Here is a 24,846-nt window from a genome sequence, read left to right as displayed (position 1 = left end):
CTGCGACAGAGGAATACGCAAGTCTTGATGGCGGATAAGCATGTCCGTTAGGTTCGTAAAGTTCGGCAATCAGAAAAAGGACCGCCAAAGCGATCCCTTTTCGTCAAAAAAACGAAATTTTTGAAACTTACTTTGCAGACTTGGTGAAGTCCACGTATGCCTTGAGCACGTCGAGGAACACTTCATCCGGAGTGTTGTCGCCGGTGATGTGGCTGATGATGCTCGGATCGTACTTTTCGAGAACCTTTGCAGTGGATTCCTTGTAGACGTTGAGACGGTTCTTGATGACGTTTTCGTCGGCGTCGTCCTTACGGCCTTCAATCTTTGCGCGGTTCAAAAGACGTGCGACAATCGTTGCTTCATCCTTGATATCGAGAACGAAGATGTGCTTCACGTCGACGATCGGCTTGATGAGGTCAACCTGAGCGACCGTGCGAGGAATACCGTCGAGGAGGAGGGTGTCCTTAGCCGGGTTGAGCTTGTTCGTATTGACAAGGCCTTCCACATAGCGACCGAAGATTTCGACAGTTGCTTCATCCGGAACGAGAAGACCCTTGCTCGAATAGGAAGCAAGGAGCTTACCGCTTTCGCTCGACGGAGCGATGCCGCGGAAAATGTCACCCGTGGAGAGATGCTTGAGAGCGGTGGTGGCAGCGAGTTTTGCACCGACGGTACCCTTACCCGAACCCGGCGCACCAAAAATCAAAACAGCGGAAATTTGAGCCATGATAGACCTCGTGTTAAAAAATGACGCAGAAAAGATAGCAATATCGGCAAAACTTAACTTCCCCTAATGCCAAGGAAATTCCTTTCTTTTTATATTTTGGCTACTATGAACGAAAATCTTTCCGAACTCCGCAAACAGTTTGAAGCCGAACTGGCGGAAACCAAATTGAACGTCAAGGAAGCTGTTGACGCACTCCGTGTCAAGTGGCTCGGCAAAAAAGGTCAAATCACCGCCATGATGAAGCAGATGGCAACTCTTCCTGCGGAAGAACGTCCGTCCTTCGGAAAGCTCGTCAACGAACTGAAGCAAAGCGTTTCGGAACGCATTGAAAACGCCCTCGAAGAAGCGAAGAAAAAAGCTCTCGAAGCAGAACTCGAACAGGGTTGGACCGACACAAGCCTTCCGGGCAACGGCATTCCGGCCGGTTCCACGCATCCGGTTTATGACGTCCGAGAAGAAATCATCGACTTCTTCTCCCAGATGGGATTTGCCGTCGACACGGGCCGCGACATCGAAACGGACTGGTACAACTTCGAAGCTTTGAATACGCCACCAGACCATCCGAGTCGCGACATGCAGGATACATTCTATCTCGGCGACAAGGTCATGCTCCGCACGCAAACCTCCGACACCCAAATTCACTATATGGAAACGCACAAGCCGCCTTTCCGCATGATCGCTCCGGGTCACGTGTTCCGCGTCGATAACGATGCGACCCACGCTCCGATGTTCCAGCAGTGCGAAGGTCTTGTCGTTGACGAAACGATTACGTTCGCCCAGTTGAAGGGCGTTCTTCAAATCTTCATGAACAAGCTTTTCGGTGAAGGCGTCAAGACGCGTTTCCGCCCGAGCTTCTTCCCATTCACGGAACCTTCTGCAGAAATGGACGTGAGCTGTGTCTTCTGTGGCGGTAAAGGCTGCAAGCGTTGCAAGGGTACCGGTTGGATGGAAATCGGCGGCTGCGGTTCCGTTGATCCAAACGTGTTCAAGAACTGCGGAATCGACCCGGAAAAGTATACAGGCTTTGCATTCGGCTTCGGTCTTGACCGTATCGCCATGCTCCGTCATGAAATTCCGGAAATTGGCCTGATTACTTCAAACGACCAGCGTTTCTTAAGCCAGTTTTAATCGGTGCAATTACCCATATTCTCCGAATCTGGCCTCGTCAAATTTTTCGCAGTCCATTGAAAATATCGCTATAAAGAGCGAAATCTTCCTTATACGAAAAGCCTCCACAAAAGTGAAGGCTTTTTCTAAAGAGAGAAACTAGAATTGCGTAATGAAATCCCAAGTTGCCGCAGGCACCCAAGATTTCTGCTCGCCCGGATCCTTGTGGTCCCAAATGTGACCTCCGTTCTGCGTACACCACCGCACCGGGAAACGGGAATCCACCGTTTTATAATCGTAACAAATGTGCGGTCCAGAACCCGAATATTCCTCCGCCTGTTCACCGCTTGCGTCCGTAAAATTCGGTCCGTTGTGTCTTAACGCTGTATTGCGGGCTGCGCGGCCCAAATCCGGAGTGCACAAATTATCTTGCAAGCCGAGAACGCCCATCCAAGCGATGGATTTTCCCGAATGCTGTGGCACATAGATATTGATTTCCGCCGTTTCATAAACCGCAACCCCACGAAGAACGTCCTGATGATTACGGGATAATCCGTTCGTAAACATCGAACCGTAGCTAAATCCGGTCGAAAACACGCGCGAAGAATCGATACATAATTCACTTTCTAACTTGTTCAAAAGTTCATCGAACATGGTATAATCACTTTCGCCCCAGGGCGCCATATTTCCGTTCCCTTCCGGAGCGATGAAAATCGTCGTTTTTTCCGTATCCAGGGGTTTAAGGCCGTAATAGCCTTCCTGCTGCACACCACCTGCCCAACCGCCCATGCAATGCATGCCAAATACCAGACGGTAAGGTTTCTGGTTATCGTAATCGTCAGGGATGTCTACGCGGATAGTTCTCGTCCCCTGGCTCCATTGAAATTCAAAAGAACCCGTTTTCGGAATTGTGAGTTCATGTCCACAGCCCCTCGTGGGAACCGGGGCATTCCCCTTTGCCCAGCCGAATTCAAAATGTTCTTCGGACGGGATTTTTTTCAAAACAAGATGGACAGTTGTATCCAACGTTTCTAACGGCACTTTCAGCGTATCATAATCGGATGCAACAACGCGCAATGTATCCATCGTATTCATTTTGAACAAAAGACGATTTGAAGATTCGACGGTTTCGCCCCAAGTCCCTTTTCCATTCAATCCCGGCGAAAAACGGAAATATCCCGTAGACGAGGAAGTTTGCACTTTCGCAATAAAAACTCCCCGACTCGGCAAGTTCTGTAAAGGAATCTGCAACTGGGCATAGCCACTTTGCGACAAAATTTCATGCCCCATCAAATCAAAAAGTTCCACGCGGACTTTTTTTGAATTTCCCGCGTCAATGAAAAGCGCGCCATTTTGCACGCTCCACGATTTTTCCACAGCAAGAATCCCAGAGATAGCGAGAGGCTCGGATATTGAAAAGAAACCTAAATCATCCGTCATTGACGAAACGCCTTTTGCAAGCAAAGCTACATTAGCACCGACAACCGGCATTCCCAAAGAATCCTTGACCCATCCTTCCAAGGAATAAGCCGCGGTAAAATTCAACGCCCCAGCCATCAGCGTCAAAGGAATCCAACGAAAAATTTTCATCTTTTGCCTCATAAAAATCTCTTGAGAAACTTTTCCTAAGAAACTTCTCCTAAGAAATATTTTCCTTTTGAATTTTTTTTCCCGGCTCAGATAATTTTATATGGATAATTTATCCATAATGCTGAAAAAAATGCAGCATTATGGATAAAATGATTTCCAGGGCAAGGTTTTAAAGCGGTTTCACGGCAAAAAGACACTGCCCAGAACGGACCTCCATCGAAGTCTTGGCAAAGATCTGGGTGACTTCGACATCTTCGTCAGCGACGACTGGAATTTCGGTCTTCATGCTTTCGAGAATGGCGAGGGTGTCACCCGCATTCACCTTTCGGCCCGCTTCGGTGACCACGAGTTTCCAGAGGCTTCCCGCCACCGGAGAGTAAACGCCTTCTTCGCCTTCGCCAAGGGTGACGTCTGCAACCGGTGCGGCTTCTGCACTGTGACTTTCGAAAGTAAACTGGCCCGTGGCAATCCAGCGTTCCTTTTCTTCTTCAAATGCCTGTTTGCGCTTGTTTTCAAAGGCGCTGATGGATTCCGCATTTTCGGCAAGGAACTTTTCATATTCCGTGATGTCGAATGAGCTTTCTTCAATCTTCACATGGAATTTGCCAGCAATAAAGTCTTTGCGCATCTGCAAAAGTTCATCCGCGCCGACTTCGTAATAGCGGATCTGGTCAAAGAATCGGAGCAGGTACGGCAGGGTGAAATCGCTCGTCTTCTTAAAACGGTTCCACATTTGCACGGTACGGCCAACGAACTGGTATCCGCCAGGACCTTCCATGCCGTAAACGCACATGTAAGCGCCACCGATACCGACTGCATTTTCCGGTGTCCACGTTCTGGCTGGGTTGTACTTGGTCGTGACAAGACGATGTCTCGGGTCGAGCGGTGTCGCCACAGGGGCGCCCAGGTAAACATCGCCAAGGCCCATCACCAGGTAGTCCGCATCAAAGACGATCTTTTTCACATCGTCGATCGAATCCAGACCGTTCACGCGGCGAATGAATTCAATGTTGTTCGGGCAGCACCAAGGAGCACCTGGGCGGACCGTGGAAACGTACTTCTGAATGGCAAGGCGCGTCTGCGGATCGTCCCAAGAAAGCGGCAGGTAAACCGTTCTCGTCGAAACCTTCGTCACCTTGTTCTTCTTCAAATGTTCCGCCAAGGAAGCGAGTTCCTGGAGCATTTCCGCTTGGCGGATTTTGCGGATGTCATAATGAATCTGGATTGAGCGGATGCCCGGAGTCACATCAATGACAACGTCCTTCAATTTTTCCTTGACTGCAAGCATCCACGAGTGCGCCGTAAAGCGCAAGCGCAAATCGATGATGGCCGGGCCGAATTCCAAGAGGACGTAATCGTCACCGTCTGCTCGGACGACGATGTGTTCCATTTCACTTTCCTTGTGGAACTCGGCGATGACCGGAGTTTCCACCTTGGCGGCGACCAGAGCCGGAATTTTAGCAGGCGCTTCGGCAGGATTTTCGAGGTTCGCTTCACGGGCAAGGCGGATCTCTTCTGCAGCCGTTGCCGTCAGCGGAATGAATTTCACACGGTCACCGCTCTTCAGCTGACCGATCTTCCAAAGTTCCGAAGAAACGATCGTGACCGGACACGCAAAGCCTCCAAGGCTCGGGCCGTCTACACCCAAGATGATCGGCATGTCACCGGTAAAGTCCACAGTTCCCACCGCATAAGCGTTATCGTGCAAGTTGGAAGGATGAAGCCCCGCTTCACCGCCATCTGGACGCGCCCACTTCGGCTGCGGACCGATCAAGCGAATACCCGTACGAGAAGAGTTATAATGCACTTCCCAGTTCGCCGCAAAGAAAGCGTCCACATCTTCTTTTGTCAAATAATCCGGAGCGCCGTGAGGTCCGTACATCACCCCGATTTCCCACTGGGTCGTGAGTTCGGGAAGCGCTTCTGCCGCAGGCGTCAAAGGTTCCGCAACGACCGCACTTCCGATGTGGAGAATGTCCCCTGCCGAAAGAGCGCGGCCACCATGACCGCCGAAGCCGCCAAGCGTAAACGTTGACTTGCTTCCCAGATAATCGGGAACGTCAATACCGCCGCGGACTGCCAAATAAGCACGCTGACCGAGTTTCGTCATGCCAAACTTTAGCACGTCACCGTCTTCAATCTTCACCGGCTGATTCTTGAGGCAAGGCTTTCCGTTCAGCTTCGCCGGGAATTCGCCACCCGTCCAAGCGATGATCGTCTTCGTATGGAAACAGATTGAACAGCCGGAAAGGGTCATTTCGATGCCTGCGGCACTTTCTGCGTTACCGACAATCTTATTGGCCAAGCGGAAGCTGTAATTGTCCATCGGACCGGAAGGCGGAATGCCCACATCCCACAAGTTCCGACGGCCCGGGTAATCCTGCACAGTCGTCTGCAGACCTGGGGCGAGAATTTCGAAAGTCGAATTTTCGTACTTGTAATCGTTCAAGATCCAAGTGGAAACTTTTCCCGAAACAAAGTCTTCCATTTCAAGCACATCCTGCAGCAGCTTGATATTCGTTTCAAAGCCGCAAAGCTTGACTTCGGAAAGGACTTTTTTCGCCTTGCAAATATTGTCTTCACGATCTTCGCCAGAAACGATCACCTTCGCAAGCAGCGGATCGTAAAAGGCGCTGACTTCGGTTCCGCGCGAAACCCAAGTATCCACGCGGACGCCTTTGGGGAAGCTCACTTCCGTCAAAAGACCGCTCGACGGGCGATAATTTTTGCCCGGATCTTCTGCATAGACACGGAATTCCATCGCGTGTCCCTTCGGGGTAAAAGTCGCGCCGATTTCAAACGGTCGAATGCCTGCAGCCTGTTCAATCATCCAACGGACAAGATCCACGCCGAAGACCGTTTCGGTCACGCCATGTTCCACCTGTAAACGGGTATTCACTTCGAGGAAGTAGAACTTGTCATCCTTGGCATCATAAATAAATTCGACCGTACCCGCAGAACGATACTTGACGCCCTGCACCAGGCGAAGCGCTGATGCATGCAAAGCCTTGCGAGTTTCTTCCGGAAGGCACGGGGCAGGCGTTTCTTCAACAACCTTCTGATTACGACGTTGCACAGAGCAGTCGCGTTCGCCAAGGACCACAGCGTTTCCTTCGCCATCGCCAAAAATCTGAACTTCCACATGGCGACCGCGTTCTACATACTTTTCCACAAAGAGTCCAGCGTTTTTAAAGTTGTTTTCGCTCAGACGCTTGATGCGGTCATAGTTTTCACGAAGTTCCTGTTCGCTATGGCAAATGCTCATGCCGATACCGCCACCGCCTGCGGTGCTTTTGAGCATCACCGGGTAGCCGATCTTAGAGGCGCCTTCGGCGGCGGCGTCTACGTTTTCCAAAAGTCCTGTTCCCGGTACAAGTGGCACTCCGAATTGCTCGGCGAGTTCCTTGCTGCGGTGCTTCAATCCGAATTCTACGAGCTGCTTCGGAGTCGGTCCAATGAATGCGACGCCATTCTCTTCCAAGGCCTTTGCAAATTCCGCATTCTCGCTCAAAAAACCATAGCCCGGATGAACTGCTTCTGCACCGGTCTGCTTGATTGCAGAAAGAATCGCTTCCACATTCAAATAGCTTTCCTTCGCCATCGCGGGTCCAATGCGCACTGCTTCATCTGCCATCAAAACATGAGCCGCGCATTCATCGGCATCGGAATAGACTGCGACAGACTGGACTCCCATTTCCTTGAGGGAACGAATCACGCGACAAGCGATTTCGCCGCGGTTTGCAATCAATACTTTCTTAAACATAGACAATTCCTCTTCAAATTTTGGGCTGTCTTTTTACTCACTTCAAAAGCGAAGCAAGCATCCGGCAAAGAACGCCGCTCGGATTTTCCAATTCATGCAGAATCGTAAAATGGTTGCAGCCTTCTAACAGACCAAATGTCACCGGAATTTTTTCTGCGGCACGCCGTGTCGCAAATTCAAGACTTTGACGGCGCAGTTCCGAAAGTTCCTCTGCACCAACGACAATCGCCATCGGCTTCGGAACACACGGAATTCGCATCGGGCTCAAGTTCAAAATTTCCTCTGGAGAAAGTTTCAACGCCTGATTCAAATAGCACCTGGAAATCGGTTCCAAGTCATAGATTCCACTCACCGCAAGCGCCGACAAAACCGAAGGTTCATCGAGCATCATCGCAGCCAAATGCCCACCCGCAGACCATCCGGAAACGACCATCTTTTCTGTATCCGCCAAAAAGGCTTTTGCAAATCCACAGATTTGGTGAATCGCACTTCGCACTTCTTGGACGATTTCCGAAAGGCTCGCCTCCGGTGCAAGCGTATAGCCGACCGAAGCCACGTGCATTCCCAAGGACAGCGGACCCTTTGCCAAAAAACGGAACGAATTCTTGTGCCGCATTTGCCAATATCCACCGTGGATGAACACAAAGATTCCCGCACCCGGATTTCCCGGGAAAAAGTCGAACTTTTCGCGGACACCTTTTCCATACGGAATATCCATCGTCTCCGAAAAACGGGCGGCAAGCGCATTGCTTCGCGCATCAAAGCCTTTCAAAAGCTCCGCGCTTTCCACTACCGCTTTCGTGTTATCGTATGCCGCATCCAAATCAAGCATTGAAAATGGCCATCCGAATCGGGGTGGGATTGTAATCGTTACAAGGATTGTTCAGCTGAGAGCAATCCGAAAGCAAAAAGAGAACATCCATTTCGGCGCGCAGATCGATGTACTTTCCGGGTCCCGAAATTCCGTCCGCGAATTCCAAGCGACCAGTGTCATCGAGAATCACTTTGGTGAAGAAGTTCAGATTGCACACCTGATCCCGCTTGCTCATGCCATAATCCTGCAACGTTCTCACAAACGTATCACGGCAGCTGTGCATGTAACGGGTCTTGTCCGTATAACGCACACAGTTTCCTTCTGCCGAACATCCACTTCCAAGCGTATCATGTTCGCCACAAGTATCCGCAATCACCGTGAGCATTGGATTATCCTCATTCGAACGAATGACCGTTCCGAGTTCAATCATCGAATTCGCCTGGGCCGTAATTGTATTCTGTGCGCTGTATCGTTCCGACGTATCATGCGCATTATAAATCTGCACATCGCCCGACTGATTTCCTTCGACATCTATCAAGCGGAGCACCTGTCCTTTCTTTAACAAAAGCATTTTGCCTTCGCCTGCATAAGCCGTCACTTCAAAACAAGCATCTTCGATACGACGATCACTTTCTTTCCGTTTCGAATTCATAAAGCACCTCTTTTTAGTCCCAGATGATCATACGAATCGGGGTCGGATTATAAGCGTTGCAAGGATTGTTCAACTGCGGACAGTTACTCACCACCGCATACACATCCATTTCCGCTTTCATTTCCACATACTTGCCTGGGCTCGAAATTCCATCTGCAAAATTCAAATTTCCCTTTTCGTCAAAAGGCACGTACATGAAGAAGTTCAGGTTGTTCACCTGGTCACGCTTGTCAAGGCCCGGTTCCGCCAAAAGAACCTTCAAAAAAGAGTCTCGACAGGCGTGCATATAACGCTTGTCCAAGGAATAACGGCAGGTGTTGCTTTCGCAGGAGCAAGCGCTTCCAAGCGTATCGTGATCGCCGCAAAGGTCTGCAGCAATCGTGAGCATCGGATTGTCATCGTTCGAATAAAGAACCGTTCCGACACCCACAAGGCAATTCGCCTGACGTTGCACGGTCTGCTGCACGCTGTAACGTTCTTCCGGATTGTTCGCATTAATGAAGAGCGTGTCCACAGCCTGGTTCCCTTCCAAATCCAAGATTCGGAACGTCTGACCCTTTTTGATCAGATGCAGCCATCCTTCACCAGCCGGCACATCTTCCACGTAAACAGCATCTTCTTCCTTCAAGGAGCTTTCCAAATACTTTGTGTACATTTTTCATCTCCTCTTTTACAGGTTGTAATCAGCCGTGTTAATGAAACCGCGAGAATTCTCCGGGCAAGAGGTAAAGCACGGATCGTCCGCTGTCGAAGTTTCGCATGTGAGAAGCTCTACCTTCACCGGCTTTCTCAAGTATTCCTTCGACGGATTCAGCGGATGCATACCGGTATCGATCACGACAAGCGTATCCATTTCAGCACGGAGTTCCACATAATCACCCGGCTTCGAATTGTTTTCCACAAAGGTCATCTTGCCGTCCGACGTCACCACGACCTTGCTGAAAAAATTCACCAGTTCCGTAAAATCACGTTTCGTCATCCCGTGCTTCCCCATTTCCACCAGCAAAGAATCGTAACCATTGCGGTAAAAATCGTTACGGAAGTTCTGGTAATTATGTTCGCCAAAACGTTCCTTGATAAGACCCGCATGTGTGCAACCGCAAAGAGGATCATGCCAGCCCACCGTGTCCTTCACTACGCTCAAAAGGATGCGTCCCATATCGCTGTAAAGGCAGCAGTTTTCAGTAATACGGCAGATGTGCTGAATCTTCAAAGTGTCACCCAAGTTAAAGCGTTCCGAAAAATTCTTCGCGTTGTAGCAAAGAACCGAAGCGTTTGCACCGCCTTCCAAATCCGTCAAACGGATTTTCTGACCACGCTTCACCACGCGGGAATAATTCCAGCCACCCGCGATCGTTTTTGTGAGCAAGACATTTTCGTTTTCCATAAGATTACCTCTCTAATTGAAATTTTATCGTACGGCGTTCTTTTTGCCGACCATATTGACAATGTTGAACGTTTCTTCCTCAGGCTTCTTTTCCGAAACCGGATGGATCAAGTCTTCGACGTGTGACCGGAGTGTTTTGAATTCCGGAAGGAACAGGCTCTCTTCGGTACGCGGGCGCGGAACATCGACCGTAACCAGTTCTTTGACCTTGCCCGGATTTGCTTGGAGCGTCAAAATGCGATCCGAAAGGAATACCGCTTCATCCAAATCGTGCGTCACAAAAAGGATTGTGATGTCAATATTCTTCCAGACTTCGAGCAAGTACTTCTGCATTTGCGAACGGGTCTGCGCATCCAATGCGCCGAACGGTTCGTCCATCAGAAGCACGCGCGGTTGCGGTGCCAAGGCTCTTGCAATCGCAACACGTTGCTGCATACCGCCCGATAGTTGCTTCGGATAGTATTCCGCATACTTTTCAAGGCCTACAATCTGCAACCACTGCAAAGCGCTTTCTTCCGCATCGTTGCTTCCGTATCCCGATGAAATCAAGCCGAACATCACATTCTGCTTCACCGAAAGCCACGGGAAAAGCGTGTACTTCTGAAACACCATTCCGCGTTCTGCACTTGTACCCGAAACCTTTTTACCGTCGAGCAAAAAATGTCCGCTTGTAACTGTTTCAAGGCCTGCCGCAATGCGAATGAGCGTTGACTTGCCGCAGCCAGAAGGTCCGATGATCGAAAGGAATTCACGCCGTTTGACGCCAAAGGAAATCCCGTCCAAAACGCGCCGAGGACTGCCATCGCTTTCAGCGAAATCCTTGACAATATCTTTCGCTTCAAGAATGAATTCAGAGCTTTCCATGATTTTTTTCCTTCAAAGCTTTTTCTTCCGGAGTCAAACGGAACGAGAACACATAGTTTCTAGGAGACATCAGTTCACGGCGAACCTTCGTCAAGAATCCGATGCGGCCACTTTCCCAAGCGAACAGGTCCTTGCCTATCTTATCGAGAATCAGGTCACAGCCAAGACCGATGATACCCAAGATGACAATCGCCGCATAAACATTGTCGAAGTTGCGGTACTTCGCCTGCTGATTGATGAACCAGGTGATACCGGAACTCGTACCAACCACTTCTGCAACGATCAAGTATGTCCATGCCCAACCGAGCAGAATGCGCATATCCTTGTAAATCTTCGGCGCAACTTCCGGAATAACGACCTTCATCAAAACGCGTACCGGAGACGCGCCTAGAGTCCGAGCCGCTTCTGTCAAAGCGGGATCCGCACGTCGCATCGTTGCGCTTAGCATCGGAACCTGCTGGAAGAACGTACCGATGATGATAATCGCTACCTTCGGTGCATCGTTAATGCCGAGAATCGCTACCGCCAAGGCTCCAAACACAGGCGCTGGGAAGTAGCGAAAAAATTCAATAAAAGGCGCTGTCAGTTTTTCAAAGAAGGGAATCGATCCGCTTACAACACCGAGTGGCAAACCGACAAGGCTCGACAAGAAAAAGCGAGGAACACAATCTTGATCGAATGGAGAATGCTTTCGTGAAACCACAAATCGCCATCGCGCTTCGGCGGCGTCTTGAAGGCGGTCACCAAAGCCTTTGCCACTTCATGCGGAGCCGGCAGGTACGTCGGATTCTTACGGACTCCTGTCATCGGCTTTTCGCCTGCAGCAACCAGGCTTGCATTTTCTGCAGCAAGATTTTCTTTTGCAATTTCATCGCCCGGTTCACAAAACAGACTGCCACCAGCATCCGAAATCTGTACCAACGGATGATAGATAAACGGGATATAACTCACCGCACTCCACACAGCGAGCGGTATCACAAAGGAAAGGATCGCGAGAATTAAACTTCCTCTTTTTCCAAGATTCTTTCTAATTCCAATGGGACAGTTCATGTTTTGCAATTCCAGGTTGAGATGTTGAGAAAACGTTTTACTTGGAACTTTTCACAAAGTCTTCCGTAAAGGTCGGAACGATATAGCGTTTGGTATCCACATTCTTTTCGTAGACGCGATTCTTCACAAAGAAATCGTTCACCCACTTGGAAGATCCGTAGATCGAGCTGAAACCGTTATCCGTCTTTTTGAAGTACTTCAGGCTTTCGCCAACACGAAGGAACTTGGTACCGCCGAGGAATCGAGAGTAAAGCTTTTCCGAAATACCGACACGGTCCGCCAAAATCTTCACCATTTCTTTTTCATTCTTCGGATCGTTGATATAGGCCACCACATCGTCCCAGACAGCAACCACCTTCGCCCATTCATCCTTGTACTTCATCATGGATTCTTGGGAAACCGCGAGCACGTCATAGATAATGCCCGGCTCATTTGCACTGGTATAGAGTTCCGTCGACCCGGCGATTTTATCCAAGGCATTCACCGAATGCGGAACCCAAGCGACAACCGCAGAAACGTCACCGCTTTCCAAGGTTTGCACAGCTTGATGGGTCGCCATATTGACCAGCGTAACATCGGATTCCTTCAAACCGTTCTTGGTTAACGCATTGATTAGCAAAGCGTGGGAAAGGCAACCGATTTCCACACCGATCTTCTTCCCCTTCAGATCCCGGATTGACTTGATTCCTGGAGCGCCGATAATCTTATCGTTACCGTTGCTGTAGTCATTAATCAGGATCGTCACGTTACGTGCGCCGGTTGCATTCAACACCATCGCATCGCCATTCGAAACGCCCACAGCGTCCACTTTCTTTGCGGCGAAAGCATCCATCGAAGGTCCATATTCAAACCATTCGAGCTTCACATTCACGCCGTGCTTTTTAAAGAAACCCTTCTTGTCCGCAATTTCCCAGGCAGTCCAACCGGGCCAATCGCTGTAGGCAATTTTCAGAACAGGCTTGTCCGCATAAAGAGCAGCAACCAGAAGCAGAGAAACCACCATCATCCATTTGAACTTTTTCATATAGACCTCACTGAAAGGAATGTTCGCATTCCCTTTTCGCAAAATCAATGCCAAAACATTCCAATTCGTGAAAATTCAGTCAAAAAAGGCACGTCTCAAGATTTTGCAATAAAACTTCCCACAGACATTGACAACTTCATAAAATTATTTTATAAAGTTTAGAACAAAATTGTTCCGACTATAAAAAAGTTATGTCCCACGACTCTACAAAAAAGATACGCCAGATCTTACTCGAAAACGGTTCCATCACCAAACCGGAGCTTGCCAAATTGACGAATTTAACCGTCGCCACATGCGGCTACATCTTAAACGGTCTTGTTGAAAACGGCGAAGTCATCGCCGAAAACTTCCGCACATCCAGCGGTGGGCGCCCCGCCATGTCATACCGCTATAATTCCGAACGTTGCCGATTCCTCTGCCTGTACGCGCTCTTTGAAGGCGGTGCAGAAAGCATCCACTACCGCATCACAGATGCGATGTACGGGCTACACGGCAAGGGCGAATTCAAATGCAAAAACATCAAATTAAAAAGCCTTCTCCAGTGTGTTCAAAAGCTCTTAAAACAGAACCCGAAAATCTGCATGATTTCCATCGGCGTTCAAGGCGGCGTCAGCCAGGGAAGCGTGGAATTCAGCGACTTCCCTGACCTCAACGGAATTAACCTCAGCCACGAAATGGAGCAGAAAACAGGCATTCCGACCTATGTCGAAAACGACATGAACGCAATCGCTCTCGGATATTCGCAAAGAAATGCCAACGAAAAAAACGTCGCCATACTCTTTACGCCCAAGGGAAATCCTCCCGCAGGAGGCTTTCTCGTCGATGGCAAAATCCTCCGAGGAAACGCCAATTTTGCCGGTGAACTTTCCTATTTCCCGTTCCCGTTTTCCAGAAATCAGCAGCTCGACATCTTCGACAATGTGAAGAGCGCCCTCCCCTATATCCGGCAAGTTCTCTTCGCAACGGTCGCCTTCCTCGACCCTGCCGTCATCGTTTTTACGGGGGGCCTTGCCGAAAAGCTTTCCAAGGCAAATCTGGACATGCAAATGCGAAACCACTTGCGCAGACCGCAACTTCCAAGGCTCTTCTTCATCACGGATTCTTCGGACGAATATTTCCTCGGCCTCACAAAAATCGCGACGGAACATTTCCTCCAAAACGACTGATTTTCACCACGCCATTTTTGTTGTTACAACTTACATACTTTAACATATTTGTCTGTAAGTTTTCGCTTCAAAAAATGCACTTTTTTTTAACAGAAATTTCCCTTCGCCAAATTCCAATTTAATACTACTTTATAAAATAATTTTATAAAGTAGAGGTTCTTATGGAATTGGAAATTTCTTCCCTGCTCTCCGCCTACCGTTCCCACACCCTCACTCCGCGAGAACTCCTGGAATCCCTTTTCGCCGAAATAGAAAAAGCTCCGGCCGCTATCTGGGTTTCCAAAACATCCGAGGGACAGTTGGACTCCTATCTAAAAAAACTGGAAGCCAGGGATCCCGAAAGCCTTCCCCTGTACGGCATTCCCTTCGCTATCAAAGACAATATTGACTGCGAAGGATTTGAAAGCACAGCCGCCTGCCCCGCTTATGCATACAAGCCTTCACGTTCCGCGTTCGTCGTCAAACGTCTCATGGATTTCGGCGCAATCCCGCTCGGCAAAACGAACATGGACCAGTTCGCTACAGGCCTTGTCGGCGTCCGCTCGCCCTACGGCGCAATTCCGAATAAATACGTTCCCGAATACATTTCGGGAGGATCGAGCTCCGGTTCCGCCGCAGCTCTCGCCTATGGCCTCTGCAGTTTCTCTCTCGGCACAGACACTGCAGGTTCCGGCCGTATACCGGCAGCTTTCAACAATCTCGTCGGCGTCAAACCGACCCGTGGCATTCTCAGCACAAACGGCGTGATCCCAGCCTGCAAAAGCTTGGACTGCGTTTCCATTTTCGCCCTGAACCATGCAGACGCCCGCTACGTCCTAAACCTCGCCACCGCTGAAGACTCTGAAGATGCCTACTCCCGAGTCGCCCCGTGGAACGAACCGAACGGATTCGCAAAGCGTCTTCCCGAAGACTGGACATTCGGAGTACCCGCCGAAAATGAACTCGAATTTTTTGGTAACTCCGGTTACAAGGAAGCCTTTGAAAAAGCCGTCAAAGTCTTTGAAAAAGCAGGCGGGAAAAAGATCACCATTCACTTTACCCCGTTCCTCGAAGCGGCCCGCCTGCTTTATGAAGGCCCTTGGGTCTTTGAACGTTACGACGCTGTCGGCAAATTCATCGAAGAACATCCCGAAGAAATTCACCCGGTCACCAAGGCGATCATCAGTCCCAAAACCACACCGCATCCGAGTGCCGTCTTCGCAGGTTTTCACGCTTTGCAAGAAAAAAAGAAAATCGCCGAGCGTGAATTTTCCAAGGTAAACATTATCCTAACGCCAACCGCAGGCACCACTTACAAAACCGCCGAAGTCGAAGCGAACCCGATCCAGCTGAATTCCAATCTCGGCTATTACACAAACTACATGAACCTGCTCGACTATTCCGCACTTGCGATTCCCGCAGGAACAGCCAAAAGCTCCGACCCGAACGTTTCGGAATTTCCCTTCGGCGTGACCCTCGTCGGCAAAGCCTTTGACGATTTCATGCTTCTCGACGTCGCCGAAAAGGTTTCTCCCTTTTTCAGTTCCAAAGTGGAATTTGCCGTTTGCGGGGCACACTTAAAAGGCGAGCCTCTGCATTACCAGCTTGAGTCCGCGAATTTCATCGAAGCGACGACAACCGCGCCCGAGTACAAAATGTACGCCTTCCAAGACGGAAAGATTCCAAAGCCTGCGATGATTTTCGGAGGAACTTCGAGCTTCTACGTCGAAGTTTACGCCCTTTCCCCAGCGGAATTCGGAAAGTTCGTGGCGAATATTCCAGCGCCTCTCGGCATGGGAAAAATCAAACTTTCAAGCGGAAAGCTCGTTTCCGGTTTTATCGGCGACACCTCCATTTTGCAAAAAGCAGACGAAGGCCTGGCCAAAGATATTTCCATTCTGGGTGATTGGAGAAAGTACCGTCTTAGCCTTTAAACTGCCGCTCGAAGGAAATCGTATCTTCCTTGCGGCCGTTCAAGTTCATCAGGCGCTCCGGTGCAAAAGTCATCGCATTCGTTTTCGCGTAATCCTTAAAAAGTTCGACGCGTTCAAAGAATTCTTCGGGCGACTGGCTCGTCAAAACCTTTTGGCGGAACTCGGGCGTTTCCGGAACAAAGCCTTTGCAAAGGCGCGCCGCGAGCTGCTTTAAGCGTCCCAGCGCCCCGAACGGTGTCGATGTACTTTCTTCCATCATAAAGTCGTAATACGTCTTAAAGACCGAGCAAGCTTCTTCCGCCGTCACCACACGCGGAGCCTTGCCTTCCAGCGCATCGGCAATTTCACCAAAGAGCCACGGATTGTGCATCGCAGCGCGTCCAATGGAAACGCCTTTCACGTCATATTTTTCTAGACATTCCAACGCAAACTGCACACTGTTCACATCGCCGTTTCCGACGACCGGAATCCTTGCCGCGCTGGCGACTTCCCCGATCAAGTCCCAGTTTGCAAAACCGTTGTAACCCTGCACACGCGTTCTGCCATGCACAGTCAGCATATCGGCGCCTTCGCCTTCCGCAATCTTCAAGGTTTCCATCACGTTGATGGAATTTTCATCCCAGCCGACTCGACATTTAAGAGTCATCGGCACCGAGACCGCCTTTTTGACTTCGCAAAGAATTTCCTTTAAGCGCGGCAGGTCTTTTAAGAGTCCTGCACCGCCACCTTTCCCCGCTACCTTCGGAACCGGGCAACCCGCATTCACTTCGATATAATCCGGTTTGAGCGATTCCAGCACATGCGCCGCATAAGCCATACGTTCTGGATGGCGCCCAAAAATCTGAATGCCAAACGGACGTTCTTCCGGATAAAAAATCAACTGTTTCCGATTCTTCAAAATGAACGGAGAAGCGCCATCCGTAGACACGAATTCCGAAACCAACAGGCCCATCCGATTCCCCGAAAGGACCCGGCAAAGGCGGCGAAAAGGCGCGTCCGTCACACCGGCCATCGGAGAAAGCACCGTACACGGGGAAACGCGGATATTTACAATCTGAAACTCGTTTTTCAACATTTATTCACACTTGTCCACGAAATAGCCAAAGAATAAGCGACGAAAAAAAGAAAAGAACCATTCCAAAAGTAGATTTTTTCAGCCAAGGTTCTTATATTTTGAACGTGGCTAATGTAACAAAACAAGATTTGATTCAGGACGTAACGAGCGCAACAGGCTTCGTGAAGAACAAGGTACGTGTTGTTGTGGAACAATTCCTGGACCTCGTTGGTGAATCCCTCGCAGAGGGAAATTCCATCGAGATCCGTGGATTTGGGACGTTCGTAAATAAGGAACGCAAAGCACGTCCGGCACGTAACCCGAAGACGGGTGAAACCGTGTACCTGCAGCAGCGTACCATCCCTACTTTCAAGTTCTCCGCTGACATCAAAGCTGCAATCGCCAAAACGGCAAAGGCGGCTACCGCTCAGGCAGAGCTTTCGGAAGTCGGTTCGGCAACCGTCCAATCTACTCTCTAAGCCTTTCCAAATTCTTTAAAACGAAAAAGCCGCAATCCCTGGAGACTGCGGTTTTTCATGTTTAAGCGCTTACTGGAATTCCGCCCTTTCTTCCGCGGTCAGGAATCTCCATTTTCCCAGTTCGAGCTGCGGATCGAGCTTCACATGGCCGATCGAAATGCGTTCCAAGTCTTCCACATGGTTCGAAACGGCGGCGAACATGCGACGCACTTCGTGATAAACGCCTTCCGCGATCGAAATCTTCACGACCGTATCCGAAACCTTTTCCAGTTCCCGTGCAATGAAAAGCTTCTTTTCGCCCTTCAGTTGCACCCCTTCTTTCAAAACGCGAATCTGCGGATCGGTAATCGGACAGGCAAGCTTTGCCACATAGGTTTTGAGCATGCCCTTCTTCGGGCTTTCCACACGGTGAATAAACTGCCCCTGGTTCGAGAACAAAAGAAGCCCGTGCGAATCCGCATCCAAACGTCCCACGCAGTTCAGGCCCATTTCAAGCATCCGATGCGGAAAGGATTCAAATACGGATTCATGATCGCGCGGCTGATGGCTGCACTCCAGTCCACACGGCTTGTTCATCATCAAATAAAGTTCTTCAAACGTCGGCACTTCTTCGCCATTCACCATAATCGTTTCCGGCTTTGCGTCGAGTTCTTCAAACGGATCTTCCACCGTTCTTCCCGCAAGTTCCACAAGTCCCGCACGCACCAAGGCACGGCATTCCTTACGGGTTCCAAAACCGAGTTTTGACAGCAATCTTTCCACAGTCAATTTCTGCATTTCATCCTCTTGATATCAAACTTTTAATCCGCCGCTAAAAAGCGAACAACCCAACGTCGCCAAAAAATCAAACGGAACTGTTCCGGATTCTTCCGGTAGCGGCGAAGGTTCCACAAATACAAAAGCACAAGTCCGAGCACGGACCAAACACTCACAAGGCCAAAGCCCAGAATCCGGGCAATCGAGAACGATGCGACAAAACCACCTTCCACTTTTAGCGGACGGTTTCCTTCCCAGTCCATCAAAAATTCCCAGTTGTTGAAAAGCGGTATCGTACCGCACAAAAAATTCAAGCCGCCCATCGCATAGCCCATGTCTTCGTAATCCTCCAAACGAATACCATCGACAACGGTCGGTTCAAAGTAACAGTGGAATATGCGAAAGAAAGCCTTTGCAATCTGGAAGCAATCCTTCAGTAGCTTTTTATCAAAGCGCGGGTCAAGCACCAGGGTCAAAAATTCTTCATCGGAAGATTTCTTTTTCGACTTCTTTTTCGATTTTTCAGACTTTTTTTTATCGGATTTCTCTTCCGATTTTTCCGCGGCTTTTTTTTCGGACTTCTCGTTTGCAGGAGCTTTGGCTTCAACAGACTTTTCCTTCTTCCAAGGATTTTCATCGTCAAAGTCGTCTTCTTCGCTTGCGCGTATTTCTTCTGCCGTCGCCACGTCCACTTCTTCTGTGGCTTCCGATTCTTCTACCGTTTCCTCTTCGGTCGTAAAGACCTTCTTGCGAAAAATCCGGACTTCGAACTTACCCGCATTCTTCTGTACGCGAAACAAAAAACGGACTTTCACCGGGAAAAGTAAAAGTCCGCCTCCAATAATCGCTGCTAGAATGACGAGAGCGTCAAAAATCATTCTTCGATTTCGTCAGCCTTCTTCTTGATCGTTTCGAGAAGTTCGCCAAAGCTCTTCGTCTTCAGAATCGTTGCAAACTGTTCCTTGTAATTGCGAGCCGTCGAAAGGTCGTCAATCACCAAGTCCCAAGCCATCCAGTTGCCGTTTTCCAATGTCATCTTATAAACGAGAACGGATTCCTTACCCTTGTACCAGAGATGCGCCGTCACATTCGCTTCCGTATTGTTCTTCTTCAGCTTCGGAGCATCGTAAATCGTACTGTCGGTGCGATACATTTCAAGACGCTTTGCGCTCGAATTGCGCACCATACGTTGAAATTCCGTTGCAAAGGAATCCTTCGAAGCATCATCGAGAGAGGCCCAGGTTTCTTTCGGCAAGGTTTTTTCCGCAAGACGCTTAAAGTTGAACACATCACTCAACAGAGCCTTGACGCGTTCATTGTCCTTCTTGTTCAGGCTCTTCTTTTTCAAAAGAGTCTGCAATTCTTTGTCGTTCTTGGAAATCGCCAGAACCGGATCAGCCGCAAAAGCCGTCACAAAAGACATAGCGACAATCGAGAGAAGTATTTGAATTTTCATATTATTTACCCAAATCAAGTTGATGATATTCGGAAAGGGAAAGTCCCATCCGACTGATCAGTTCCGCAAATGCAATGTTGTACTTGCAGACTGCATAATAATAAGACTTCTGAAGCATCAGGTTATCCTTGTAAGCCGAAACGAGTTCACTCGTATTCGAAGGATCCAGATCGTACTTCATCGCGGCGCTCTTCAAAATGGATTCGCTCGCTCTCAAGCTTGAACGCAAGCTTTCGAGCTTCGCCTTCGCACCTTGCGTCTGAATGTACTGTTCTTCCATCTGCAAAAGAATTCCTTCCGACGCATAATTTTCTTTCAGTTTCAAGCCGCGCAATTCTGTCCGCGCTGAAACATAAGAACTCCAACTGCGCCAAAAGTTCAAATTGTAACGCACGCCAAAGCCGATCGCACCCGAAATCTTGTTCACCGCATCCTGCGCAAAGGCGTTCTTCTGCACCGCGGTACGGTTTCCCGCCCAAGACTTCACATAAGTAAATTCACCCATCAAGAAGAACTGCGGACCGAGCTTCGCTTCTGCCAGTTGCAGCTGATACTGCCTCGCTTCAAGCCCCGCATTCAAACGCTTCAAATCCGGATGATGCCGCACCGCAAGCTCCTTCGCTTCGTCGAGAGTCGGAAAATATTCCGACCGTTCCGCAAGGACCGTGTCCATCGGAGCAAAGGTTTCGTTTGAATCGAGCCCGAGCGAGAATTTTACGGCAAGCTTCACACGGGCAAGTCCGTTTTCCGCATCGATGATTGCCTCGTCAAGCGTATGACGGCTCGCTTTGAGCCTCAGCAGGTCGGTCTGCGAAACATTCGGATCGTCATCATCCAAGGCTTCTTCGAGTTTTTCTTCCGCACGGTCCATCTGTTTTTTGGCATCGGCCGCCAAGCGGTTCATTTCAAGAGCGAGCAGATAGTTGTAATAATACGTTTGCAGTTCGACGCTTTTTTCATGTTCTTTGCCGATGACGCTCATTTCTGTCTGGCGCAGGTCCGCTTCTGCCGCTTTTTTTCCGACCTTGTACTGTCCGTAATTCAACGGTTGCACAGCCTTAATTTCCGTTCCAAAGAACGGCCCCATTTTCGTAAAATCCCACGTATCGACGGTATCGCCCCAATCGTCCACGGTTTCCTTCAAACCGGGAGCGGGTCCCACCATCATGGAAATTTCAAATTTGGAAAGAATGGCAGCCGCCTTGATCTCAGAAATCTTGTTCTTCTTCGCTTCAGTCGAAAAACGGGATTCCGCAAGCATCGGATCCATCGAAAGGCCTCTTTCGACAAAGCCCTCGCAATCATACCGCACTTCCGTAGCGAAAGCGACCGCGATTAACAAAAAGGGCAAAATCCGAAAAATCATCCTCCTGAATTTAGAAATCCTAAGGCATTTCGCCTATCCTTTCACGGACAAGCCGCTGTAATTTCCGATATTTTGCCAAAACACTTTCATAATAGTTTGTCGGCAGAGGCGTTCCACTTCGAATCTTGGAATCCACCCCACCCTGCCCCAGATTGTAGGCTATGATTGCTTTCTTCAAATCGCCATAACGCCCCACCAACCGCATCAGGTATGCGCTTCCCACAACCACGCTCACTTCCGGACGCAAAAGATCCGAACCGTCGTTCACCACTAATCCAAAACGCTTTCCAATTGACTGGGCTGTAGGCACTTTCAACTGCATCAAGCCATAGGCTCCCGACTCCGCGCCGCTCCGATACCGTCCCTTCGCATTCGGATTCCCCTTGCTTTCCTGAAAAACAATCGCAGGGATCAGCAGCGGGTCAAAACCGTAATTACGCGAAATCATCCAGATTTCATCGCTCAGCATCTTCTTCTGGGCAGAGGTCATCTTATTCTTTGAGACAATATCCAATGCGAAATAGATATGGCAATAGTCTAGCGTCCAATTCCGATACTTGATGTATTGCACAGCTTCCTTCTGCAAACGCGCTTCCCGAATCGAAAGCTGATTCATCTGGACCGAGCCATACCACCAAAAACCGATAAAGCCCGCCAACAGGCCTATCACCGCAATCAAAACGATTGCCGAGGGGATTGCAGACAGCCGGACGTTATTTTTCACGGCGGCGAGTCTCTAAACGGTCCAAATATTTCGTCCAGTTGCGAATGCGCGTCTCTGAACGCTTGGAAGTCGTCGAATCAATGATCAAACCTAAATTTTTAAGCGGCCCGATCATCGACTGCAAATAATCGAGTTCATTTCGCATCCGCTCCGTTTCCTGTTCCATTTCCAAGACATGCGCTTCCCGAACACGGATTTCTTCCTGCTGCCCCCGGATAATCCCGTACAAGGTAAAGAACCATCCCAATAGAACAAAGATCAGCACCAACGCCACGAACGGACTCAAGCGGATACCCGTCTGCTTGTTGTAATAGGCTCCTACAGCTCCGATTGCAGCAAGAACGCCCTTGCGCCGGTAGGTTTTCCAGTTTCCCGTCACCGCAAAGATGTGCGCATACGGCGCAAAGAAATTCTTATTTTCATCCCCATTATAAACAAGTACAAGTTCCGTATCTTTCTGTTTCGCCTTTTCCAAAAAATCCAAGAAAAGCTTCAGATATTCCTTGTCCGTAAAGCGAGCTCGGTCCACGTCCAAAAACCAACGCTTTCCTGGGCCATCCATAATGCGATTGACCTTTTCACGCAACGGCGCAAATTGCGTAAAGCCAAAAGTTCCGCTAATGCGCACATAGACTTCTTGGTCGGATTCTTCTACAAATAAATCGATCTGTTCCGAATTCATAAAAAGAATCCCCGCTTAGAAAAATCCATGTGAATACCGAAATCGGTTTCACCCTGGCCCTGCAATTTTAAATTCCAAAACAAGAACAGTCGAACGCCCTGCACCACGGTCGGCGCCGCGGTCTGGTGAGATCCCATAATCCAATTCAACGCGACCTTCACCGGCTGCGAAAAACGGAATCGGAAAGCATAGGAAAGCAGACCGTCTTTGAGAGACACCACAGTCGCATCCGGAAAGAGCAACGGCACACTTGCGTCAAGGGAAACGCTCTGCCCGTTGATCTTCAACGAATAAGCCCTTTGACCGTGGACTATGCGAACACCCAAATTCAGCTCTGTTCCAAAGTAAGCTTCCAAATCCGAAAACGTTCCATTCGTCAAGGCGTAACGCACATCGAGTTCCGAATTCGAACGGTTCAATTCAAATTTTTTGTCGATATGCAAAACATGTTCCTTACCAGCGACATTCGCCATCTGCTCCGCACGAAGCATCACGCCCAAAGAGTTTTCCTTCCGCTCAATCTCATAATCATACGGCGCAGAAAGAATGCCTTGGCCATCATTCAATGCGGCATCGATCTGCTTCATATCCGTTAGGGACGTCGGAAGCAAATGATCCGCGAAGGCACGCGGCACATCACCGTTCTGCTGAAAGGCGCTCACCAGGTTCAGCTGGGCTGGCTTATAAACCAAAGAACGCAAAGTCGCGCCCTTCCGCTGTTCCAGCAAGAACTGCAAATTAGAATTGTTCACCAGAATTTGGCGATTCCCGTTGCGCAAAAAATCCGAGACTTCTACACGTCGACCATCGAGCTTCGCTCGATTTTCAATTTCTTCTTCAACAGCGATAATACTCGCATTGCCTTTCCAACGTACAACCGGACTGCGCACACCTTCGTTATCATAAAGATCCGCGTAATACTCCGGAGCCATCAACGGCAAAAGCTTTCTCTGCACACCCAAAAGTTCCTTTTCCGGCAAAAGACTCTTCGCGTGGGAATTGGCGATCAGCAATTGCTTGTGCATCAAATCCGCTTCCGGACGGCGTAAAAGAAGTTCTCGACAGCTGTGCGAACCCGCAGGAAGCCCCACATTCGTTCCAATATCGCTCATCAGGTTCACCTTTCCACCCGAAGATTCCTCTAAAACATGGGAAAGCGTCCAGAATTGAAAAGAGAACTGTTCAAAATTTTCACGCAGGCGCTTAAAGAAAGCTCCTATTTTCTCCATGCTTGAAAGCGGAATCGCTTGCGTCACAACCCATGTCGTCTCGCTTTCACCTAAAGATTCCAGCTTCGCTTGCAGCGTAGAAGACTCTTGCTGCAAAACTTCGCATAAATTCTGGCAAATGGGCAACAGCCGCATGACCGAGTCACGGTCTTCCGCTGTATACCAGCCCGTCACACGCGTCGCACGCCCTAAAGTATCCTGCAAACTTTTTTCCGAAACCAGCGTATAGCGGAATCCCTGCTTCGCAAGCACTTCCGTCATCCCAATTTCCCAGGCCATCGAGGAATTAAAGTACCCCACAGGCTCTGTCTGGAAAACTTTTTCCACCAAACAGAAATGTTCTTTCAACTGAAGTTCTTGAAGCTCTGTCGGAAACAGAGGAAGCATTGCATCATAAAAACCCCCGCCTACAATTTCAAGTTTCCCCTCTCGGATTGCACCACGCATCCAAACAATGTCAGCGATGTTCTGCTTATTCCACACCTGAATAACGTTTCCAGGCAAGTATAAAGACAGACGAATTTTGCATTCTTCTAAAAGCTTTCGAATTTCAACTGCGATCTGAGAATACAGTACATCAAAAGAACCTTTTTTCAAATCAAAAGGATCTTTGATATACAGCAGGAGTGATAATTTCTGCGGTTTCATTCTTCAAAAATAGAACAAAAAAGCCATTTTGTAGAAAACTCACCCCGAAAGAAAAGTAATTTCAAACAAAACAGTTAAACCCTTTAAAACACAGAAGGCGGACCCGGGTCCGCCTTTTCAACACGGAGCCTTTTTCAGGACCAAGGCCACAAGGGAAGATTCCGGGGGAAAAAGGAAGGGCCCCCGCGATGTCCCGCGGGGGCCCGTGGATCCGGCGGCGACCTACTCTCCCGGGCCCGGGGGCCAGGTACCATCGGCGACAAGTGGCTTGACTTCCGTGTTCGGAATGGGAACGGGTATGACCCACCGTCGATGACCGCCGAAATTTCAATCTCTCAGTACGGGATGCCCAGGGAAAGAAGCATAGCCGGCGAAGCCCTCGAATGGGGTGCCTC

Annotated in this window: 21 protein-coding genes, 1 rRNA gene and 1 pseudogene; 4 read left to right on the top strand and 19 right to left on the bottom strand. The window is 49.3% G+C overall.

Annotated features, from left to right (window positions below; genetic code table 11):
- Positions 1-127: 127 nt before the first annotated feature.
- Positions 128-727, bottom strand: coding sequence for an adenylate kinase family protein (locus tag BGX16_RS07835; RefSeq protein WP_100425548.1), 600 nt, complete (start codon positions 725-727; stop codon positions 128-130).
- A gap of 105 nt (positions 728-832) precedes the next feature.
- Between BGX16_RS07835 and pheS the strand changes: the two genes are divergently transcribed.
- The gene (pheS, locus tag BGX16_RS07830; RefSeq protein WP_100426794.1) at positions 833-1,855 is read left to right on the top strand and encodes a phenylalanine--tRNA ligase subunit alpha; all 1,023 of its coding nucleotides are present in this window, start codon (positions 833-835) and stop codon (positions 1,853-1,855) included.
- Between the two features lie 138 nt (positions 1,856-1,993).
- Here the strand turns inward: pheS and BGX16_RS07825 are convergent, their stop codons facing one another.
- The 9 genes and pseudogenes from BGX16_RS07825 to BGX16_RS07785 all read right to left on the bottom strand — a co-directional run bounded on the left by BGX16_RS07825 (position 1,994) and on the right by BGX16_RS07785 (position 12,978).
- Positions 1,994-3,424 carry a T9SS type A sorting domain-containing protein gene (locus tag BGX16_RS07825; protein WP_100426793.1) on the bottom strand — a complete coding sequence of 477 codons (1,431 nt, stop codon included), beginning with the start codon at positions 3,422-3,424 and terminating at the stop codon, positions 1,994-1,996.
- A gap of 169 nt (positions 3,425-3,593) precedes the next feature.
- Positions 3,594-7,187: an urea carboxylase gene (uca, locus tag BGX16_RS07820; protein WP_100425547.1), complete on the bottom strand. Its 3,594-nt coding sequence runs from the start codon at positions 7,185-7,187 to the stop codon at positions 3,594-3,596.
- A 37-nt stretch (positions 7,188-7,224) separates the two neighbouring features.
- On the bottom strand, positions 7,225-8,019 hold the full coding sequence (locus BGX16_RS07815) for an alpha/beta hydrolase (RefSeq protein WP_100425546.1): 795 nt from the start codon (positions 8,017-8,019) through the stop codon (positions 7,225-7,227).
- Positions 8,012-8,653, bottom strand: coding sequence for a DUF1989 domain-containing protein (locus BGX16_RS07810; RefSeq protein WP_100425545.1), 642 nt, complete (start codon positions 8,651-8,653; stop codon positions 8,012-8,014). The genes BGX16_RS07815 and BGX16_RS07810 overlap by 8 nt, the downstream gene beginning before the upstream one ends.
- A 13-nt stretch (positions 8,654-8,666) precedes the next feature.
- On the bottom strand, positions 8,667-9,308 hold the full coding sequence (locus BGX16_RS07805; protein WP_100425544.1) for an urea amidolyase associated protein UAAP2: 642 nt from the start codon (positions 9,306-9,308) through the stop codon (positions 8,667-8,669).
- 15 nt (positions 9,309-9,323) lie between these two features.
- Positions 9,324-10,040 (bottom strand): urea amidolyase associated protein UAAP1, encoded by a 717-nt coding sequence (locus BGX16_RS07800; RefSeq protein WP_100425543.1) that lies wholly within the window; start codon positions 10,038-10,040, stop codon positions 9,324-9,326.
- Positions 10,041-10,064: 24 nt separating this feature from the next.
- A complete protein-coding gene (locus BGX16_RS07795) occupies positions 10,065-10,904 on the bottom strand; it encodes an ABC transporter ATP-binding protein (RefSeq protein WP_100425542.1) in 840 nt (279 codons plus the stop codon).
- 106 nt (positions 10,905-11,010) lie between these two features.
- Positions 11,011-11,954: pseudogene (locus BGX16_RS15240) on the bottom strand (ABC transporter permease); the annotation flags it as partial.
- A gap of 37 nt (positions 11,955-11,991) precedes the next feature.
- Positions 11,992-12,978, bottom strand: a complete 987-nt coding sequence (locus tag BGX16_RS07785; RefSeq protein WP_100425541.1) for an ABC transporter substrate-binding protein — start codon at positions 12,976-12,978, stop codon at positions 11,992-11,994.
- A 191-nt stretch (positions 12,979-13,169) separates the two neighbouring features.
- Between BGX16_RS07785 and BGX16_RS07780 the strand changes: the two genes are divergently transcribed.
- Together BGX16_RS07780 and atzF are read left to right on the top strand one after the other, a co-directional pair.
- On the top strand, positions 13,170-14,144 hold the full coding sequence (locus BGX16_RS07780; protein ID WP_100425540.1) for an ROK family transcriptional regulator: 975 nt from the start codon (positions 13,170-13,172) through the stop codon (positions 14,142-14,144).
- A gap of 161 nt (positions 14,145-14,305) precedes the next feature.
- Positions 14,306-16,057: an allophanate hydrolase gene (atzF, locus tag BGX16_RS07775; RefSeq protein WP_100425539.1), complete on the top strand. Its 1,752-nt coding sequence runs from the start codon at positions 14,306-14,308 to the stop codon at positions 16,055-16,057.
- Here atzF and BGX16_RS07770 read toward each other — a convergent pair.
- The gene (locus tag BGX16_RS07770; RefSeq protein WP_100425538.1) at positions 16,047-17,132 is read right to left on the bottom strand and encodes a tRNA dihydrouridine synthase; all 1,086 of its coding nucleotides are present in this window, start codon (positions 17,130-17,132) and stop codon (positions 16,047-16,049) included. The genes atzF and BGX16_RS07770 overlap by 11 nt on opposite strands.
- Positions 17,133-17,236: 104 nt before the next feature.
- Between BGX16_RS07770 and BGX16_RS07765 the strand changes: the two genes are divergently transcribed.
- Entirely contained in the window at positions 17,237-17,590 is a 354-nt protein-coding gene (locus BGX16_RS07765; protein ID WP_100426792.1) for an HU family DNA-binding protein, read from the top strand.
- 69 nt (positions 17,591-17,659) lie between these two features.
- Here BGX16_RS07765 and BGX16_RS07760 read toward each other — a convergent pair whose 3' ends face one another.
- The 8 genes from BGX16_RS07760 to rrf all read right to left on the bottom strand — a co-directional run bounded on the left by BGX16_RS07760 (position 17,660) and on the right by rrf (position 24,775).
- Positions 17,660-18,367 (bottom strand): pseudouridine synthase, encoded by a 708-nt coding sequence (locus tag BGX16_RS07760; RefSeq protein WP_100425537.1) that lies wholly within the window; start codon positions 18,365-18,367, stop codon positions 17,660-17,662.
- A 23-nt stretch (positions 18,368-18,390) separates the two neighbouring features.
- Complete coding sequence (locus tag BGX16_RS07755; protein ID WP_100425536.1) at positions 18,391-19,224, bottom strand: hypothetical protein; 834 nt, start codon at positions 19,222-19,224, stop codon at positions 18,391-18,393.
- Positions 19,221-19,802: an MlaC/ttg2D family ABC transporter substrate-binding protein gene (locus BGX16_RS07750; protein WP_100425535.1), complete on the bottom strand. Its 582-nt coding sequence runs from the start codon at positions 19,800-19,802 to the stop codon at positions 19,221-19,223. The genes BGX16_RS07755 and BGX16_RS07750 overlap by 4 nt, the downstream gene beginning before the upstream one ends.
- 1 nt (position 19,803) lies before the next feature.
- Positions 19,804-21,168, bottom strand: a complete 1,365-nt coding sequence (locus BGX16_RS07745) for a TolC family protein (RefSeq protein ID WP_100425534.1) — start codon at positions 21,166-21,168, stop codon at positions 19,804-19,806.
- 19 nt (positions 21,169-21,187) lie between these two features.
- Complete coding sequence (locus BGX16_RS07740; RefSeq protein ID WP_100425533.1) at positions 21,188-21,892, bottom strand: lytic transglycosylase domain-containing protein; 705 nt, start codon at positions 21,890-21,892, stop codon at positions 21,188-21,190.
- The gene (locus BGX16_RS07735; protein ID WP_100425532.1) at positions 21,882-22,574 is read right to left on the bottom strand and encodes a hypothetical protein; all 693 of its coding nucleotides are present in this window, start codon (positions 22,572-22,574) and stop codon (positions 21,882-21,884) included. Before BGX16_RS07735 ends, BGX16_RS07740 begins: the two co-directional genes overlap by 11 nt.
- Positions 22,571-24,451 carry an alpha-amylase/4-alpha-glucanotransferase domain-containing protein gene (locus BGX16_RS07730; protein WP_100425531.1) on the bottom strand — a complete coding sequence of 627 codons (1,881 nt, stop codon included), beginning with the start codon at positions 24,449-24,451 and terminating at the stop codon, positions 22,571-22,573. Before BGX16_RS07730 ends, BGX16_RS07735 begins: the two co-directional genes overlap by 4 nt.
- A gap of 209 nt (positions 24,452-24,660) precedes the next feature.
- Positions 24,661-24,775, bottom strand: a 5S ribosomal RNA gene (gene rrf, locus BGX16_RS07725).
- Between the last annotated feature and the right edge of the window lie 71 nt (positions 24,776-24,846).

The organism is Hallerella succinigenes, assembly GCF_002797675.1.
Classification (GTDB): Bacteria; Fibrobacterota; Fibrobacteria; order Fibrobacterales; family Fibrobacteraceae; genus Hallerella; species Hallerella succinigenes.
The sequence above is the reverse complement of the archived record's forward strand: the minus strand, read 5'-3'. Positions and strand labels throughout refer to the sequence as shown.

Coding starts and splice junctions, on each gene's coding strand:
- BGX16_RS07835 (WP_100425548.1), bottom strand. CDS start 727: ATGGCTCAAATTTCCGCTGTTTTGATTTTTGGTGCGCCGGGTTCGGGT.
- pheS (WP_100426794.1), top strand. CDS start 833: ATGAACGAAAATCTTTCCGAACTCCGCAAACAGTTTGAAGCCGAACTG.
- BGX16_RS07825 (WP_100426793.1), bottom strand. CDS start 3,424: ATGAAAATTTTTCGTTGGATTCCTTTGACGCTGATGGCTGGGGCGTTG.
- uca (WP_100425547.1), bottom strand. CDS start 7,187: ATGTTTAAGAAAGTATTGATTGCAAACCGCGGCGAAATCGCTTGTCGC.
- BGX16_RS07815 (WP_100425546.1), bottom strand. CDS start 8,019: ATGCTTGATTTGGATGCGGCATACGATAACACGAAAGCGGTAGTGGAA.
- BGX16_RS07810 (WP_100425545.1), bottom strand. CDS start 8,653: ATGAATTCGAAACGGAAAGAAAGTGATCGTCGTATCGAAGATGCTTGT.
- BGX16_RS07805 (WP_100425544.1), bottom strand. CDS start 9,308: ATGTACACAAAGTATTTGGAAAGCTCCTTGAAGGAAGAAGATGCTGTT.
- BGX16_RS07800 (WP_100425543.1), bottom strand. CDS start 10,040: ATGGAAAACGAAAATGTCTTGCTCACAAAAACGATCGCGGGTGGCTGG.
- BGX16_RS07795 (WP_100425542.1), bottom strand. CDS start 10,904: ATGGAAAGCTCTGAATTCATTCTTGAAGCGAAAGATATTGTCAAGGAT.
- BGX16_RS07785 (WP_100425541.1), bottom strand. CDS start 12,978: ATGAAAAAGTTCAAATGGATGATGGTGGTTTCTCTGCTTCTGGTTGCT.
- BGX16_RS07780 (WP_100425540.1), top strand. CDS start 13,170: ATGTCCCACGACTCTACAAAAAAGATACGCCAGATCTTACTCGAAAAC.
- atzF (WP_100425539.1), top strand. CDS start 14,306: ATGGAATTGGAAATTTCTTCCCTGCTCTCCGCCTACCGTTCCCACACC.
- BGX16_RS07770 (WP_100425538.1), bottom strand. CDS start 17,132: ATGTTGAAAAACGAGTTTCAGATTGTAAATATCCGCGTTTCCCCGTGT.
- BGX16_RS07760 (WP_100425537.1), bottom strand. CDS start 18,367: ATGCAGAAATTGACTGTGGAAAGATTGCTGTCAAAACTCGGTTTTGGA.
- BGX16_RS07755 (WP_100425536.1), bottom strand. CDS start 19,224: ATGATTTTTGACGCTCTCGTCATTCTAGCAGCGATTATTGGAGGCGGA.
- BGX16_RS07750 (WP_100425535.1), bottom strand. CDS start 19,802: ATGAAAATTCAAATACTTCTCTCGATTGTCGCTATGTCTTTTGTGACG.
- BGX16_RS07745 (WP_100425534.1), bottom strand. CDS start 21,168: ATGATTTTTCGGATTTTGCCCTTTTTGTTAATCGCGGTCGCTTTCGCT.
- BGX16_RS07735 (WP_100425532.1), bottom strand. CDS start 22,574: ATGAATTCGGAACAGATCGATTTATTTGTAGAAGAATCCGACCAAGAA.
- BGX16_RS07730 (WP_100425531.1), bottom strand. CDS start 24,451: ATGAAACCGCAGAAATTATCACTCCTGCTGTATATCAAAGATCCTTTT.